The organism is Methylobacterium isbiliense, assembly GCF_022179325.1.
GTDB lineage: Bacteria > Pseudomonadota > Alphaproteobacteria > Rhizobiales > Beijerinckiaceae > Methylobacterium > Methylobacterium isbiliense.
Map to the genome: position 1 here is coordinate 39,474 of NZ_BPQQ01000003.1, position 15,097 is coordinate 54,570.

The 15,097-nt window shown below is 72.5% G+C and carries 16 protein-coding genes; 4 read left to right on the forward strand and 12 right to left on the reverse strand.

Annotated elements, in window-relative coordinates; genetic code table 11:
* Positions 1-120 precede the first annotated feature (120 nt).
* Positions 121-636: a formaldehyde-activating enzyme gene (gene fae, locus MFF61_RS01380; RefSeq protein WP_238233316.1), complete on the forward strand. Its 516-nt coding sequence runs from the start codon at positions 121-123 to the stop codon at positions 634-636.
* 183 nt (positions 637-819) lie between these two features.
* On the opposite strand, the gene MFF61_RS01385 is transcribed toward fae, so the two are convergent.
* The 3 genes from MFF61_RS01385 to MFF61_RS01395 are packed head-to-tail and all read right to left on the reverse strand — an operon-like array spanning position 820 to position 2,646.
* Positions 820-1,416, reverse strand: coding sequence for a YceI family protein (locus MFF61_RS01385; RefSeq protein WP_238233317.1), 597 nt, complete (start codon positions 1,414-1,416; stop codon positions 820-822).
* On the reverse strand, positions 1,413-2,018 hold the full coding sequence (locus MFF61_RS01390; protein WP_238233318.1) for a cytochrome b: 606 nt from the start codon (positions 2,016-2,018) through the stop codon (positions 1,413-1,415). Before MFF61_RS01390 ends, MFF61_RS01385 begins: the two co-directional genes overlap by 4 nt.
* Before the next feature lie 19 nt (positions 2,019-2,037).
* The gene (locus MFF61_RS01395; RefSeq protein ID WP_238233319.1) at positions 2,038-2,646 is read right to left on the reverse strand and encodes a YceI family protein; all 609 of its coding nucleotides are present in this window, start codon (positions 2,644-2,646) and stop codon (positions 2,038-2,040) included.
* A 121-nt stretch (positions 2,647-2,767) separates the two neighbouring features.
* On the opposite strand from MFF61_RS01395, the gene MFF61_RS01400 reads away from it, so the two are divergent.
* A complete protein-coding gene (locus MFF61_RS01400; RefSeq protein ID WP_238233320.1) occupies positions 2,768-3,706 on the forward strand; it encodes a LysR family transcriptional regulator in 939 nt (312 codons plus the stop codon).
* Positions 3,707-3,713: 7 nt separating this feature from the next.
* Here the strand turns inward: MFF61_RS01400 and MFF61_RS01405 are convergent, their stop codons facing one another.
* Positions 3,714-4,436, reverse strand: coding sequence for a HisA/HisF-related TIM barrel protein (locus MFF61_RS01405; RefSeq protein WP_238233321.1), 723 nt, complete (start codon positions 4,434-4,436; stop codon positions 3,714-3,716).
* Positions 4,437-4,477: 41 nt separating this feature from the next.
* Here MFF61_RS01405 and MFF61_RS01410 point away from each other — a divergent pair, with 41 nt between their 5' ends.
* Both MFF61_RS01410 and MFF61_RS01415 read left to right on the forward strand, forming a co-directional pair.
* The gene (locus tag MFF61_RS01410; RefSeq protein WP_238233322.1) at positions 4,478-5,557 is read left to right on the forward strand and encodes a hydantoinase/oxoprolinase family protein; all 1,080 of its coding nucleotides are present in this window, start codon (positions 4,478-4,480) and stop codon (positions 5,555-5,557) included.
* Positions 5,558-5,601: 44 nt separating this feature from the next.
* Positions 5,602-6,273: an RraA family protein gene (locus MFF61_RS01415; RefSeq protein ID WP_238233323.1), complete on the forward strand. Its 672-nt coding sequence runs from the start codon at positions 5,602-5,604 to the stop codon at positions 6,271-6,273.
* A gap of 276 nt (positions 6,274-6,549) precedes the next feature.
* On the opposite strand, the gene MFF61_RS01420 is transcribed toward MFF61_RS01415, so the two are convergent.
* The 8 genes from MFF61_RS01420 to MFF61_RS01455 form a co-directional block, all read right to left on the reverse strand.
* Complete coding sequence (locus MFF61_RS01420; RefSeq protein ID WP_238233324.1) at positions 6,550-7,335, reverse strand: SDR family NAD(P)-dependent oxidoreductase; 786 nt, start codon at positions 7,333-7,335, stop codon at positions 6,550-6,552.
* Positions 7,336-7,420: 85 nt separating this feature from the next.
* Entirely contained in the window at positions 7,421-8,131 is a 711-nt protein-coding gene (locus MFF61_RS01425) for an ABC transporter ATP-binding protein (RefSeq protein WP_238233325.1), read from the reverse strand.
* Between the two features lie 2 nt (positions 8,132-8,133).
* Positions 8,134-8,901: an ABC transporter ATP-binding protein gene (locus MFF61_RS01430; RefSeq protein ID WP_238233326.1), complete on the reverse strand. Its 768-nt coding sequence runs from the start codon at positions 8,899-8,901 to the stop codon at positions 8,134-8,136.
* Complete coding sequence (locus tag MFF61_RS01435) at positions 8,901-9,935, reverse strand: branched-chain amino acid ABC transporter permease (protein ID WP_238233327.1); 1,035 nt, start codon at positions 9,933-9,935, stop codon at positions 8,901-8,903. Before MFF61_RS01435 ends, MFF61_RS01430 begins: the two co-directional genes overlap by 1 nt.
* A gap of 1 nt (position 9,936) precedes the next feature.
* Positions 9,937-10,839 carry a branched-chain amino acid ABC transporter permease gene (locus MFF61_RS01440; protein ID WP_238233328.1) on the reverse strand — a complete coding sequence of 301 codons (903 nt, stop codon included), beginning with the start codon at positions 10,837-10,839 and terminating at the stop codon, positions 9,937-9,939.
* A gap of 79 nt (positions 10,840-10,918) precedes the next feature.
* Positions 10,919-12,187 carry an ABC transporter substrate-binding protein gene (locus MFF61_RS01445; protein WP_238233329.1) on the reverse strand — a complete coding sequence of 423 codons (1,269 nt, stop codon included), beginning with the start codon at positions 12,185-12,187 and terminating at the stop codon, positions 10,919-10,921.
* Positions 12,188-12,248: 61 nt separating this feature from the next.
* Positions 12,249-13,271, reverse strand: coding sequence for an alpha/beta hydrolase (locus MFF61_RS01450; protein ID WP_238233330.1), 1,023 nt, complete (start codon positions 13,269-13,271; stop codon positions 12,249-12,251).
* A 29-nt stretch (positions 13,272-13,300) separates the two neighbouring features.
* Complete coding sequence (locus MFF61_RS01455; protein WP_238233331.1) at positions 13,301-14,941, reverse strand: flavin-containing monooxygenase; 1,641 nt, start codon at positions 14,939-14,941, stop codon at positions 13,301-13,303.
* Positions 14,942-15,097: the final 156 nt, after the last annotated feature.

Genomic DNA, 15,097 nt, shown 5'->3' on the forward strand with positions numbered 1-15,097 from the left:
GCGCGCTGTCCGGGTAACCGGTTCGGCGCCAGCCGGACGCCGCAACAAGGATGGCGGGTTCAGAGCTGCGCCCATTTTGGGGAGCGGCTGCTTTTTATCGATTCCTGGGAGAAACCCCGCATGGCGACGATCAACAAGGTGATGGTGGGCGAGGCCCTCGTCGGCGACGGCAACGAGGTCGCCCACATCGACCTCATCATCGGCCCGCGCGGCAGCGCCGCCGAGACGGCCTTCTGCAACAGCCTCACCAACAACAAGCACGGCTTCACCAGCCTGCTCGCGGTGGTGGCGCCGAACCTGCCGTGCAAGCCGAACACGCTGCTGTTCAACAAGGTCACCATCAACGACGCCCGTCAGGCCGTGCAGATGTTCGGCCCGGCCCAGCACGCCGTCGCCAAGGCCGTGCAGGACTGCGTGTCGGAAGGCACCATCCCGGCGAGCGAGGCCGACGACCTCTACATCCTGGTCGGCGTGTTCATCCACTGGGAAGCGGCCGACGACGCCAAGATCGAGAAGTACAACTACGAGGCCACGAAGCTGTCGATCGAGCGCGCCGTGAAGGGCTCGCCGACCGCCGCCGAGGTCACGCAGCAGTACAAGACCGCGCAGCACCCCTTCGCCGCCAACGTTTCCTAGACAGGAAACCGTCCGGAGCAGCACGCGGCCCCACCGCCGCCCCCACCGCCTCCACCGAAGGGGCTGTTCCAGCGACTGGCCTCCATTTTCCTCGGACGTTGACGCGATTCGCGCGGGAGGGCTTCGGCCCTCCCGTTTCGTTTGGGGGAGCGCCGTCGGGCGCCGGAGCCGGGGCGTCGGCCGCTACTGGCCGGCAGGAGGCTGGAGCCGGGCGACGAGGTCGATCTCGACGCCGACATCGAGGCCGACCCACTGGCCCGAGGCCCAGGCCCCCTGGCCGACGCCGAACTCGGTCCGCACCAGGGTCACGCGGCCGGTGGCCCGCGCCTGCCCGCCGTCCAGATCCAGGTGGAAGGGCAGCGTCAGGGGGCGGCTGGTCCCCCGGATCGTGAGCGTGCCCACCGCCTCGTAGTCGCCGCCGCCCTTGGCCACGAACCGCGCCGCCTCGAACCGGGCCTGCGGAGCGGCCTTGACGTCGAACCAGTCCCTCTGGAGCAGGGCCTGATCCCGCTGCGCATCGCCCGTGCGCGCGCTGGAGAGGTCGATCAGCACCGTGGCGCGTCCCGCCTCGGGCTTGTCCGCATCGAAGGCGATCCTGGCCTCGAAGCGCTCGAAGCGGCCGGTGAAGGGCGTCCCGACCTGAACGCCGGAGAACCGGATCGCGCTGCGGGCCGGGTCCGCCGTCCAGTCGGCGGCCAGCGCCGGCCGCGCGGCGCCGTGCAACGCGACGGCCACGCCGAGGGCGAGCAGGCCGAGCCGGAGACCGGGAGGCGTGGTCATCGGGTCGTCTCCATGGCGTCGGGCGCGGAGCCCTCGGGGAGGGGCAGCATCCGGCGCAGGACGTCGTCGCGCAGGATGAGGTGGTGGCGCAGGGCTGCCGCCACGTGCAGGACCAGGAAGGCCGCCAGCAGCCACGCGCCGTAGGCATGCACCCGCTTCGCCACGCCCTCGGCCCAGGCCGGATCGGACAGGTGCTCCGCCAGCGGCAGGTGCGGCCAGGGGAGGGCGCCGTACAGCACCGTCGGGATGTTGAACGGCGAGAGCGAGACCACGGCCCAGCCGGTCAGCGGCAGGCCGACCAGCAGGAGATAGAGCAGGAGGTGGGCCGCCGAAGCCGCCCGGCGCTCCGCCCGCGGCATGGCCGCCGGGAGCGGCGGCGCCGGATGGACCGCCCGCCACGCGAGCCGCAGCGCCGTCAGGGCCAGGACCGTGATCCCGAGCGACTTGTGCCACTGGTAGAGCTCGAACTGCCGCATCGGCGGCAGGGCCGCATGCGTCATGGTGAGGCCCATCCCGATCAGGGCGAGCACGCAGAGCGCGCTCGCCCAATGCAGCAGGATCGCCACGATCGTGTAGCGGCGGCCGCGTGCGGCTCCGGCCATGGTCGGCGTCCGATCCCGGTCAGTCGCGCCGCTCGAAGGCGCCGTCGATCGTCAGCTGCAGGTCGTCGCCGATCAGCGGCACGTAGGTCTTCACCCCGTATGCCGAGCGCTTCAGCACGCCCGTGGCCTCGAAGCCGACCGTCACCTTCTTGTTGAGCGGGTTCACGCCCGCGCCGACCAGCGTGACGTCGAGGGTGACGGGCTTGGTCACGCCGTGCAGGGTGAGGTCGCCCGTCACCTTGGCCTTGTCCGCGCCGACGGGCTCGACCTTGGTCGAGACGAAGGTCATCTCCGGGTACTTCGCCTCGTCGAGCCACTGCTCGCCCTTCAGCTCGCCCGTGAGCTTGGCGCTCGTCGTGCTCACCGACCCGACCGGGATCCTGATCGACAGCTTGGCGGCGGCCGGGTTCTTCGGGTCGAGGTCGAGGGTGCCGCTCACGCCCGAGAATCCGCCGGAATAGTGCGAGAAGCCGAAATGCGAGACCCGCCAGCCGACCTGGGTGTGGCCGGGATCGACCGCGTAGGTGCCGGCCTGGATCTGGGCCGGGTCGCGGGTGGCCGTCTGGGCGAGGGCCGGCCCGCCGACGAGGAGGGACAGGAGGAGGGGGTAGGCGAACAGGGACTTCACGGGTGTCTCCGGAACCACCACGGCGGACCGCATCGGCAGGTGCGCGACGCGGGACCGCGTGGCAAGAGCCTGGGTGATAGCCTGCTTTCCAACGAAGCTTGAGCCCGCCGATAGGCACCACATGGTTGCGAAACGGGAAACCTTCGGCGGGAGCCTCGACGACGTGCGGGCCTTCTGCGCCGTCGTCGATCTGGGCACGGTCACGGCAGCCGCCGCGAGCCTGCGCGAGACCAAGGGCAGCGTCAGCCGCCGCATCACCCGGCTGGAGCGGACGCTCGGCGCGACGCTGATGGCGCGCACCCCGCGCGCGATCTCGCCCACGGCCGAAGGGCTCGCCTTCCACGCGCGCGCCCAGGAATCCCTCGCGCTCCTCGACGAGGCCGTCGAGACCGCGCGCGACGCCCGCACGGTGCCGGCGGGCCACCTGCGGGTGACGACCTCGGTCGATTTCGGCATCGAGGTCATGCCGGAGATCGTCGCGAGCTTCCGGGAGGCCTACCCGCAGATCACCGTCGAGATGGTCAACACCGACGCGCGGCTCGACCTCGCGGCCAACCGGATCGATCTGGCGCTTCGGCTCGGACGCGCCGAGGAGACCGGCTACCGGGCCGTCCTGATCATGAACCTGCAGATCGGCCTCTACGCCGCGCCGGCCTATCTCGCCCGGCGGCGGGCCCCGGCGGCCTTCGCCGACCTTGCGCAGCACGACCTGATCCTGGCGCGCGGGCGGCCGAACGACGGCCTGCTCGCCTTCTCGGACGGCGTGGGCGGGACCGAGAGCGTGCGGATCGAGCCCGTCATCCGCGCGGGCGACTACGCCACCGTGCTGCGCCTGACCCTGGCCGGGGCCGGCATCGGCTACATCCCGAGCCTCGTGGCCGCGGGGGCGGTCGAGAGCGGCGCCCTCGTGCGCATCCTCTCGCCATGGGCCATCCGGACCGGCTCGCTGCGGGCGCTGAGCCTCGCGGGACGCGAACTGCCGGCACGGGTCCGCGTGTTTCGCGAGCATGTCAGCCTGGCGCTGCGCAGGCGCTTCGCCGTCGAGCCGGACCGGAGCTGAGGCGGCGTCACGCGTCCAGGATCGCCGCGTGCTCCGGCCGCAGCCGCCCATCATGGAGCGCGCTCGCCACCAGCACCCCGGCGGCGCCCGCCGCCCGCAGGGCCCGCAGGTCGTCGGGTCCCCGCAGGCCCCCCGCCGCATAGACCCGCGCGCCGGGCGCGCGCGCGCGCAGCGTCCCGATGCCCGCGAGGTCCGGCCCGTCCCCACCCCCGACCCGCGCGAGGTTCATGGCGATCACCTCGCGGGGCCACAGCGCCGGGTCCTCGTGCAGGATCGCCGGGCCGAGGGGCAGGCCCGCCCGGCTGTCGAGGGAGAGCACGGCCCGGTCGCCGAGGGCGCGCACGAGGTCCGGGCCGGTCTGGCTCTCGCTGCCGAGCACCGGCCGGCCGAGCCCCGCCGCGAGGAAATCCGCGACGCCGTCCCGCGTGGCGAAGCCCGCATCCACCCACAGCTCCACGCCCGGGCAGGCGGCCGCGATGGCGGCGAGCGCCCCGCGATCCGGCTCCGCCCCGTCCATGATCGCGTCGAGATCGGCGACGTAGAGACGGCGCGTCGGCCACGCGGCGAGAAGCCCCCGGGCGACGTCCGCGGGCGCGGATCCCGGGCTCAGCGGGGTGACGATGGGCGCGTAGGCGTGGCGCTCGCCGGCCCTGGCGCGCACCACTCGGCCGTGCCGCAGGTCGAGCACCGGCACCACCGCGAACGGGCTTGCGTCCGGCCCCGCGCTCATGCCACCCCGGCCCTCCGCTCAGACCCTACCGGACCCCCGCCGTGCCCGATCCGCATATCCCGGCCTCCACCCATCGCATCATCGGCTGGGACCTCGGCGGGGTGCATGTCAAGGCGGCCCTGGTCGAGGACGGGCGGGTGCGCGCCGTGGTGCAGGCCCCCTGTCCGCTCTGGCGCGGCCTGCCGGCCCTGGACGACACCCTCGCGGGCCTGCCGGACTGGGCGCGGGCGCCCGCCCGCCACGCCGTGACCATGACGGGCGAACTCACCGATTGCTTCGCCGACCGGGCGGACGGCGTGGCGCAGATCGCCGCCTGGGCGGCGCGGCGCCTGCCCGGCCGGGTGGCGGTCTATGCCGGCCGGGCCGGCTTCGTGGCCCCCGACGGCGCGGCCGGGGCCGCAGCCGACATCGCTAGCGCCAACTGGCATGCCACCGCGGCGCTGATCGGCCGCGCCGTGCCGGCGGCGCTGCTCGCCGATATCGGCTCGACCACCGCCGACCTGATCCCGATCCGCGACGGGCGGCCCGCGGCGCAGGGCTACAGCGACGCCGAGCGGCTGGAGACCGGGGAACTCGTCTATACCGGGGTCGTGCGCACGCCGCTCCTGGCGCTGGCCGCCAGCGCCCCCTTCCGCGGCCGGCGCACGGCGCTGATGGCCGAGACCTTCGCCACCACGGGGGACGCCTACCGGCTCCTCGGCGACCTGCCGCCCGAGGAGGACCAGCAGGACACGCCGGACCTCAAGGGCAAGTCCACGCCTGAGACCGAGATCCGCCTCGCCCGGATGATCGGCCGCGACCGCCACGAGGGCGGTCCGGCCGACTGGCGCCGCCTCGCCAGCCATTTCGCCGAGGCGCAGCTGCGCCTGCTGCACGACGCGAGCGCGGTGATCCTCTCCCGCGGCGACCTGCCTGACGAGGCGCCCGTCATCGCCTGCGGAGCCGGCCGGTTCCTCGCCGCACGGCTGGCCGGCCGGCTCGGCCGTCCGGTCCGCGACCTCGCAGAGCAAGTCCTCGCGCCGCACGTCCTCGCGCCGCACTTGGCCGGCGCCGGCGCGGGCTGGGCCTCCGTCTGCGGGCCGGCCGTGGCGGTGGCCCTGCTGGAGGCCGCCTCCGGCTGAGACGAAGGCCGTCCGCCTCCCAGAACCGCAGGAAGGAGCGCCCCATGCCCGTCACCCTCCACACGCCGAATCCGAGCGACCTGACGGAGGCGGAGATCGCGCGCTGGCGCGCGGTGCCCGTCGCGGTGGCGGTCGATCTCGGCGGGGAGATCGGCGCGATCGACCCGGCGATCCGGCCGCTGCGGCCGGCCGGGCAGCAGCCGCGCCTGTTCGGGCGCGCCGTGACGGCGTGGTGCGAGCCGCCGGATTTCGGGGCGGTGCTGTACGCCCTCGACCGGATCGGCCCGGGCGACGTGCTGGTGATCGCGGCCGGCGGCCGGCCGGAGACCGCGATGATCGGCGAGATCGTGGGCGGGCAGCTGCGGCGGCGCGGCGGGACCGGCCTCGTCTGCGACGGCGCGATCCGGGACGTCGCGACGCTCGCCGCCTGGGACGACCTGCCGGTCTTCACCCGCTTCGTCACCCCGCGCGGCCCGGCCGCGGCCGAGCGCGGCGCGGTGAACCGCCCGGTGGTGGCCGGCGGCTGCCTCGTCTCGCCCGGCGACCTGATCCTCGGCGACGACGACGGGCTCGCGGTGCTGACGCCGGCGGCGGTGCGCGCCCGCATCGGCGACGCCGAGGCCAAGCTCACCCGCGAGGCCGCCTGGGAGGCGAGCCTGAGCGGCGGGCGCTCCATGCGCGAGACCTTCGGCCTGCCCGAGCCGATCGCCGGGTGAGGCCGCGGCGATCGGGGCCGAGGATCGGACGGCATCGGCCTCCCGCCGTCCCCTCGGGGCCGCCGAACCGGGCGGACCGCGCCGGCTGGGCGCCGCCTCGCCGCCCTCCGTCCGCCCGGCCTCCTCCGTCCGTCGGCAGGGCGGCACGCCTCATGCCATCGCCCCAGGATGCTGACGCATCCGGCCCACGACCCCTCTCGACGTGTCGATGCCAAGCCGGAGGCTTGGCGACACGTCGAGAACGGAACCAACGGTCGTCTTCAACGACCGCGGGTATCAGCGCGCCGGGCGCATCCCGCCATAGGTCGAGAGATGCGCGCCCGCGAGCCAGCCGGCATCGACCGGCAGGTTGATCCCCGTCACCGCCGCCGCATCGTCCGAGAGCAGGAACGCGACCCCGCGGCCGACCTCCTCGGGCGCGACGAGGCGCCCGAGCGCGGCCGCCTCGGTCAGCAGGCGCGGGTCGCGCTGGCCGCGGTCGATGGCGGCCTGGAGGGGCGGGGTGGCGACGTAGCCGGGCGAGACCGCGTTCACCCGCACGCCCGAGCGGCCCCATTCGGCCGCGAGGCAGGCCGCCATGTGCACCACCGCCGCCTTCGCGGGCGCGTAGGCGTGCAGCGGCGCCGTGCGCCACGCGGTGACGGACCCGGTGATGACGATGCCGCCCCGGCCGCGGCCCGCCATCCGGGTGCCCGCCGCGAGGCACGAGACGTAGACGCCCCGCAGGTTGACCGCGATGATGCGGTCGAACTCGGCCAGCGGCAGATCCTCGGGCCGCCCGCCCGGCTGGATCAGCCCGGCATTGGCGACGAGGGCCTCGACAGGGCCGAGCCGCGTCTCGATCGCCGCGACGGCGGCCTCGGTCGCCGCCTCGTCCACCACGTCGAACGGCACGGCCTCGGCGCCGATCGGGCCGGCCGCCTCACGGCATCGCGCCGCGTCGATGTCCGAGATCACCACCCGCCAGCCGCGCCCGGCCAGCACGCCCGCGGTGGCGAGCCCGATCCCGCTCGCGCCGCCCGTCACCAGGGCGACCCGGCCGCGTCCCTCGTCCCGTTCCATGCTCGTCTCCCGTATCGGCGCGCTGCGCGGATCCATGTTCCGGCGTCGGTCCCGCCGCCGGACCGGCGACCGCTTCGGCCAATGATCAGACGGCGAGATAGCGCTGCGTGATCGCGGTGTTGCCGCGCAGATCGGCGATCGGCGCGCGGTAGACCACCTGCCCCTTGTCCACGACGGTGGCATGGGTGGCGATGTCGAGGCAGAAATGCATGTTCTGCTCGGCGAGCAGGATGGTGACGCCCATGTCGCGCAGCGAGCGGATGAGCCGGCCGATCGCCTGGACGATGATCGGCGCCAGCCCCTCGGAGGGCTCGTCGAGGAGCAGGATGTCGGGGTTGCCCATCAGGGTGCGGGCGATGGTGAGCATCTGCTGCTCGCCCCCCGAGAGGCGCCCGGCCATGCGGGTGCGCATGCCGGCGAGGAGGGGAAAGACCTCGTAGATCCGCGTCAGCGTCCAGTGCGCCTCGCCGCGCGGCCCGCGCTTGGCGCCGACGATCAGGTTGTCCTCGACCGTGTGCTCGGGAAAGACCTGCCGGTCCTCCGGCACGTAGCCGATGCCGGCGCGCGCGATGCGGTAGGGCGCGCGCCCCGAGACGGTCTCGCCCGAGAGCACGACCTCGCCGCGCTTCGGCGGCGCGATCCCGGCGATGGCCTTGAAGGTGGTGCTCTTGCCCGCGCCGTTGCGGCCGAGCAGCGCCATGGTCTGGCCCTTCTCGACGCTGAGGTCGAGGCCGAACAGGATCTGGCTCGCGCCGTAATAGACGTCGGCGCCGCGCACTTCGAGCATCGCCGCCATGCTCACGCCTCCCCGACCGTCTCGGAGAGGCCGTGATCAGTGCCGAGATAGGCGTCGATCACGTCCCGGTTGCGCCGGATCTCGTCGGGCGTGCCCTGCGCCAGCACGGCGCCGTACTTCAGGACGTGGATCGTCTGGGCGATCCTGAAGACGATGTCCATGTCGTGCTCGATGAACACCACCGTCATCTTCCGGGCCTCCCAGAGCGCCTGCACCTTGCCGATCATCCGCCAGCGCTCCTCGGTCCCCATGCCGGCGGTGGGCTCGTCGAGGAGCAGCACCTTCGGGTCCATCGCCAGGGCGAGCCCGATGTCGAGGAGCTTCTGGTCGCCGTGCGAGAGGTTGGCCGAGAGCACCTGCGCCTTCGGGCCGAGCCCGAGCAGGTCCATGATCTCGTCCGCCCTGGCCTGCGCGTCGCGTGAAGGAAAGCGCGCCAGCACCCGCCACGAGCGGTGCTGGTGGGAGATCACCGCGGCGGTGAGCGCCTCGCGCACGGTCAGGCTCGGAAACAGCGAGGCGACCTGGAAGGCCCGGGCCATGCCGCGGCGGACCACCTTCAGGCTCGACAGGCCGACGATGTCGGTGCCGTCGAACAGCACCCGGCCCTCGTCGGGCCGGACATGGCCGGAGATCAGGTTGAAGAACGTGGTCTTGCCCGCCCCGTTCGGCCCGATGATCGCGGTGAGCGAGCCGTCGGGAAAGTCGATCGAGACGTCGCGGGTGGCGCGCACGCCGCCGAAGGATTTCGAGAGGTGCTCGACGCGTAGCATCACACAGGCCTGCTCTTGACCACGGGCTCGGGCACCGGGGCGCTGGGCGCCCGGCGGGCGCGGCGGTCCTGCAGCCAGTCGTACAGGTAATCCGCGAGGCCGCGGCGCAGCCCCAGCACGATCAGCAGGATCACGGAGCCGAGCACGAGGCCGTGATACTCGGTGTAGATCGTCACGAAGTGGTTGAGGGTCTGGAGCAGCAGCGTGCCGACGAGCGGCCCGAGAAACAGCTTCATGCCCCCGAGCATGATCATGAAGATCGCCTCGCCCGAGGTGGTCCAGAAGGCGAATTCCGGATAGGCGCCCGAGACGAACAGCGCCAGCAGCACCCCGCCGATGCTCGCCATCGCCCCCGCGAAGACGAAGATGCCGAGCTTCATCAGGACGACGTTGACGCCCAGGAAGTTGGCCCGGGCCGGATTGTCCCGGATCATCCGCAGCGTGTAGCCGAAGGGCGATTGCGACACCTGCCGCATGGCCACGATGCACACGACGAACACCACCACGCAGGTGCCGTAGAGCGTGCGGGCGTCGTTGAGGTCGAGGCCGAGGATGGGCGGGCGCGGGATGCCCCCGCGCAGGCCCTGGTCGCCGCCGGTCAGGCCCACCCAGGTCACGATGATGCTGTGGATGAACATCTGGAAGGCCAGCGTGATGAAGGAGAAGTAGATCTCCTTCAGCCGCACGCAGATCGCCCCGATGACGAGGGCGAGGATCGCGGTGCCGCCGACCGCCGCCAGGGTGGCGACCGGGATCGAGACCCGGCCGGACTGCATCAGGAGCCCGAACACGTAGGCGCCCGAGGCGAAGTAGGCGGCGTGCCCGAAGGATACCAGCCCGGTGAGCCCGACCAGCAGGTTGAGCGACATCGCCAGGAGCCCGTAGGCGAAGAAGTAGATCAGGAAGTCGCGCAGGGCCGGCTGCGGAAACACGACCGGCACCGCCAGGAACACCGCGAGGGCTGCAAGCGCGAGCGCGAGGTCGCGCAGGAGACCTGAGGGCAGGAGACCGGAACGCAAGGGACCAGGGCGCATCTCAGGCCGCCTCCCGCCCGAGCAGGCCGCTCGGCTTGACGATGAGGACGAGGGCCATGATGGCGAACATCATCCCGTCCACGAAGAGCGGGAAGCCGATCGCCCCGAAGGCCCGGGTGAAGCCGATCAGCAGCGCCGCGATGAAGGCCCCGGCGATCGAGCCCATGCCGCCGATCACCGTGACGATGAAGCTCTCGATCAGGATCGACACGCCCATGCCGGGGGTGAGGGTGCGGATCGGGGCCGCCAGCGCCCCGGCCATGCCGGCGAGCAGGCTGCCGAGGCCGAACACGCCCGCGTAGAGGAGCGTGGTGTTGATCCCGAGCGCGCCCACCATCTGCGGGTTGATGGCGAGCGCCCGGATGATCTTGCCGAGCCGGGTGCGGTTGATGCCGAGCCAGAGCGCGAGGCCCGCCGCCAGCGCCACCCCCACCATGAACAGGTAGTAGCCCGGCACGAAGCCGCCGGCGATCTCGACGGGCGGCAGCGCGAAGGCGTCCGGCATGCCCATCATCCGGTACTCGCCGCCGTAGAGGAGCTTCACCCCGTCGTCGAGGATCAGGATCATCGCGTAGCAGACGAGGAGCTGCATCAGGATGTCCCGCCCGTAGACGCGGCTCATGATCAGGCGCTCGAACAGCACCCCGAACACGGCGACGCCGAGCGCGCCCGCCGCCATCGCGAGCAGAAAGCTGCCCGAGAGCGCGTAGGCCGTGAAGGCCAGATAGGCGCCCAGCATGTAGAAGGCGCCGTGGGCGAAGTTGACGATGCCCAGCACCCCGAAGATCAGCGACAGGCCGGAGGTGACGAGGAACAGCAGCATCCCGACGATCAGCGCGGTCGAGACCTGCGTGACGGCACAGGATGCGGACGACAGGCAGGCGGCGAGGGCCTCGAGGTTCAAGGCGGAACTCCTGGTGAGCTGACGCAAGGTTTCAGGATCGCGCGCGCCCTCTCCCGCGCGGGAGAGGGCGCGCGCCGCCTCACGCGTAGCCCTTGCCCTTCTTCCACTGCGTCTCGAGTTCGACGATCTTGGCCCAGTCGACGCCGGAGAAATCCTCGACGTAGGGGGCTTTCGGCACCGTGCGGCCCCAGGCGACCGGATAGCCGATGATGGTGTGGTCGGTGTCCCGCATGGTGATGGCGTCGTCCACCGCGAAGGGGGCGGCGAGCTTCATGCCCTTCAGCTCCGCCGCGAGCCGGGCCCCCTCGGTGCTGCCGTTCGTGCGCTTGAGCGCCTCGGCGATGAACAGGCAGGCGGTGTAGCACTGCCACGCCCAGTTGGTCGGCTCGTGCTTGGCGATGCCGGCGAAGCCGTCCGCGAAGGCGGCATTGGCGGGCTTGGCCGGATAGTTGCGGTTGTAGCGGTAGGCGGTGTTGAGGCCCGGCGGCAGCTGCTTGATCGCGGTGAGCACCGGCGGGTCGCCGAGGCCGCCCGAGAAGAAGCCGATATTGGCGAACAGCCGGTAGAGGTTGCTCTGCTCGATGAACGCCACGAGATCGCCGCCCCACAGCGCCGAGTAGATCGCCTGCGGCTTCACCTGCAGGATCTTGGTGATGCTCTCGGTGTAGTCCGGCGCGAAGAGCTTCGGCCAGACCTGATCCACGACCTCGACCGAGGGCTCGAAGATCTTTGCGAATTCGAGGAACTCGGCGGTGTTGTCGCGGCCGTAGGCGTAGTCGGGCGAGCAGGTCATCCAGCGCTTGAGGCCCTTTTCCTTGGCGATCCTGGCCGCGTAGGTGCCTCCCGCCACCGCGTCGTGGATGCCCTGGCGGGCGCAGCGGAACGCGGTCTTGACGTGCAGCTTCGGGTCGGCCGAGAGGGAGGAGGTCTCCGAGCAGGTGTGCAGGCACAGGACCGGCAGGTCGCGGATCACCTCGTGCACCGCGAAGGCGCCCGAGGAGGCCTCGCCGTCGATGATGATCTCGCAGCCGTCGTTGTTGATGAGGTCGCGCGTGACCTTGGCGGCCTCGTCCGGCCGGCCCTTGGAATCGCGGTCGACGAGTTCGAGGGTGCGCCCGCCGATGCCGCCGGCCTCGTTGATCTGCCGGAAGGCGAGTTGCACCGCCGCCCGGCCCGAGGTGCCCAGGATCGCGACGCGGCCCGACAGGATGGTCGGCATGCCGACCCGGATCGCCTTGGCCTGCGCCCCCGCGATGTGCGGGAACCCGGTGATCGCGGCCCCCGCCGCTAGCCCGCCCAGCACCTGCCGGCGCGACACGGCGCGCGCGCCCGTCCTCTTCGTACCCATCTGGTTTCCGTCCCTCGTTTTATGAACCCCAATTCTTGCCACCTGGGGTTTTGGGGTGGTTCTACTGGCGTGAATTGGTCGTTTGACCCTGATCCTCCGGCAAGGGCGTGGGCGAGTCAACGGAGACGGGCGCGCCGGAGGCAGTCCGCCACGCCTCGCGCAGGGCCTGCCCGACGAAGGCGAGGGTGGGGGCGGCGGCCCCGATCGCCCGGCCCATGGTCAGCATGCCGTGGATCTGGTCGCCGAGGTGGAGGGCCGTGACCGGCACGCCCTCGCGCTCCAGCCGCGCCGCATAGGCCCGGCCCTCGTCGCAGAGCGGATCGTGGCCGCAGGTCAGCACCAGGGCGGGCGGCAGGCCCGCGAGGCTCGGCGCCCGCGCCGGCGAGGCGCGCCAGTCGCTCCGCATGCCCGGGTCGGGAGCGTAATGGTCGATGAAGTAGCGCATGGTGGCGGCGGTGATCGGCACGTCGCGGGTGACACGCGCGTAGCTCTCGCCCGTCATGCCGAGATCGACCGCCGGGTAGAGCAGGGCCTGGAACGCCGTGGCGGGCAGGTGCCCGTCGCGCCCCATCAGGGCGAGCACCGCCGCGAGGTTGCCGCCCGCGCTGTCGCCTCCGACCGCGAGACGGGACGGATCGATCCCGAGCGCGCCGGCCTCGGCGGCCACGAAGGCGAGCGCCGCCGCCGCATCCTCGAGCGCGGCCGGAAAGGGATGTTCGGGCGCGAGCCGGTAATCGACCGCGACCACGCAGGCCCGCGCGACGGTGGCGAGGCGCCGGCAGACCCAGTCGTGCGAGGCGAGGTCGCCGAGCATCCAGCCGCCGCCATGCAGGTAGAGGAGGCCGGGCAGGGGCTCCGGCCCGGTGCCGAGGCCGCGGTAGAGGCGCAGGCGCACCGGACCGCCCGGCCCCGGCGCCGCGAGGTCGCGCGCGAGCGCCACCGCGTCGAGGGGCGGCTGGAGCGCGGCGCGGCTCGCGCCGTAGGCCTCCCGCGCTTCCGCGGGCAACAGCGCCTCGAAGGGCGGCCGGCCGGCCTCCCGCATCGCGCGCAGCAGGGCCTGAGCATCCGGATGCAGCGCCGGCATCGCCGTCCTCCCCGATCCGTCGCCTGCCCCTAGCGCAGCGCGAACCCCTCGTAGCCCTTCGCCGCCACCGCCTCGCAATGGCTGCGGTAGCGCGCCATGCCGCCCGCGTAGGGCATGAACACCCGCGGCTTGCCCGGCACGTTGGCGCCGAGATACCAGGACGAGTTGGCCATCGGCAGCAGGGTGGCGTGCGCCGCCTCGTTGACGTGGGCGACCCAGGCCTCCGTCGCCTCGGGCGTCGCCTCGATGCGGGCCAGCCCCCGCTCGCGCAGATGCGCGATGCAGCGCGTGATCCACTCGACGTGCTGCTCGATGGCGATCGGCATGTTGGTGAGGACCGAGGGGCTGCCGGGGCCGGTGATGGTGAACAGGTTCGGGAAGCCCGGGGTCTGGAGGCCGAGATAGGTGCGCGGTCCCGCGGCCCAGGCCTCCTTCAGCGGCCGGCCGCCGCTGCCGCGGATGTCGAGGGCGAGCAGCGGCCCGGTGAGGGCGTCGAAGCCGGTGGCGAAGACGATGACGTCGAGCGGGTAGGTGGCGTCGCGGGTGCGCACGCCCTCGGGCACGATCTCCTCGATCGGCGTCGCCTTCAGGTCGACCAGCAGGACGTTGTCGCGGTTGAAGGTCTCGAAGTAGTCCGTGTCGATCGGCGGGCGCTTGGAGGCGAAGGGATGGTCGGTGGGGGTCAGCTTGGCGGCGACCTCCGGGTCCTTCACGATGCTGCGGATCTTGGCGCGGATGAACTCCGAGGCGGTGTCGTTGGCGGCCTTGTCGAGGAGGAGGTCGCGGAAGACCGCGCGGAAGCGCAGGCCGCCCCGCTCCCAGGCGGCCTCGTAGCGGGCGCGGCGCTCCTCCTCCGTGACGTCGAGGGCCGATTGCTCCGAGACGTCGAACGGGTGGCCGTTGGTGGAGGCGCGGGCCTTCTCGCGGATGGCCGCGTAGTTCGCCTTGATCTCGCGCTGGACCTCCGGGCTCATCGGGCCGTTGCGGGCCGGCACGCTGTAATTGGCCGTGCGCTGGAAGACCGTGAGGTGCGCCGCCTGGGCGGCGATCACCGGGGTCGCCTGGATGCCGGTGGAGCCGGTGCCGATCAGGCCGACGCGCTTGCCCGCGAAGTCCACGCCCTCGTGGGGCCAGCGGCCGGTGTGGTACCACTCGCCCGCGAAGCGCTCGAGGCCCTCGATCGCCGGCACGTTCGCGGCCGAGAGGCAGCCCACGGCGGTGATGAGGAACGGAGCCTCGAACCGCTCGCCCGACGCCGTGGTCACGCTCCAGCGGTCGCGCGCCTCGTCGAACGCGGCCCCGGTCACCCGGGTCTCGAACTGGATGTCGCGCAGGAGGTCGAAGCGCTCGGCCACGTGGTTGAGGTAGCGCAGGATCTCCGAATGCTCGGGGTAGCGCTCGGTCCACTCCCAGTCCTGCTCCAGCTCGGGCGAGAACGAGTAGGAGTAGTAGTAGCTCTCGGAATCGCAGCGCGCCCCCGGGTAGCGGTTCCAGTACCACGTGCCCCCGACCCCGTCGGCGGCCTCCAGCACCCGCACCGAGAGCCCGAGCCGGTCGCGCAGGCAGTGGAGCTGGTAGAGGCCCGAGAAGCCGGCCCCGACGATGATCGCGTCGTAGGTCCGGGCGGGACGGGACTCGGAGGTCGGCTGCTGCGCGCGCGTCTGCGCCATGGCGTCTCGTCTCCCTGCGCAGCATGGGCCCGGGGGTCGGCCCGGGATGCCGCATCGCTCTGTCGGCGTTCTTCTCTGGCCGCCTCGCGCCGGGAATCCGGTGCGCGCCGCGACGCCCCGACGCTAACCCGTTGCTCGGGCCGCTTCCATATCCGA

What these genes read in the sequence shown, in the direction of transcription:
- MFF61_RS01405 (WP_238233321.1), bottom strand. Translation starts at nt 4,436, where the DNA reads ATGAGCGCGGGGCCGGACGCAAGCCCGTTCGCGGTGGTGCCGGTGCTC.
- MFF61_RS01450 (WP_238233330.1), bottom strand. Translation starts at nt 13,271, where the DNA reads ATGCCGGCGCTGCATCCGGATGCTCAGGCCCTGCTGCGCGCGATGCGG.
- MFF61_RS01420 (WP_238233324.1), bottom strand. Translation starts at nt 7,335, where the DNA reads ATGGAACGGGACGAGGGACGCGGCCGGGTCGCCCTGGTGACGGGCGGC.
- MFF61_RS01400 (WP_238233320.1), top strand. Translation starts at nt 2,768, where the DNA reads ATGGTTGCGAAACGGGAAACCTTCGGCGGGAGCCTCGACGACGTGCGG.
- MFF61_RS01385 (WP_238233317.1), bottom strand. Translation starts at nt 1,416, where the DNA reads ATGACCACGCCTCCCGGTCTCCGGCTCGGCCTGCTCGCCCTCGGCGTG.
- fae (WP_238233316.1), top strand. Translation starts at nt 121, where the DNA reads ATGGCGACGATCAACAAGGTGATGGTGGGCGAGGCCCTCGTCGGCGAC.
- MFF61_RS01415 (WP_238233323.1), top strand. Translation starts at nt 5,602, where the DNA reads ATGCCCGTCACCCTCCACACGCCGAATCCGAGCGACCTGACGGAGGCG.
- MFF61_RS01430 (WP_238233326.1), bottom strand. Translation starts at nt 8,901, where the DNA reads ATGCTACGCGTCGAGCACCTCTCGAAATCCTTCGGCGGCGTGCGCGCC.
- MFF61_RS01390 (WP_238233318.1), bottom strand. Translation starts at nt 2,018, where the DNA reads ATGGCCGGAGCCGCACGCGGCCGCCGCTACACGATCGTGGCGATCCTG.
- MFF61_RS01435 (WP_238233327.1), bottom strand. Translation starts at nt 9,935, where the DNA reads ATGCGCCCTGGTCCCTTGCGTTCCGGTCTCCTGCCCTCAGGTCTCCTG.
- MFF61_RS01455 (WP_238233331.1), bottom strand. Translation starts at nt 14,941, where the DNA reads ATGGCGCAGACGCGCGCGCAGCAGCCGACCTCCGAGTCCCGTCCCGCC.
- MFF61_RS01425 (WP_238233325.1), bottom strand. Translation starts at nt 8,131, where the DNA reads ATGGCGGCGATGCTCGAAGTGCGCGGCGCCGACGTCTATTACGGCGCG.
- MFF61_RS01445 (WP_238233329.1), bottom strand. Translation starts at nt 12,187, where the DNA reads ATGGGTACGAAGAGGACGGGCGCGCGCGCCGTGTCGCGCCGGCAGGTG.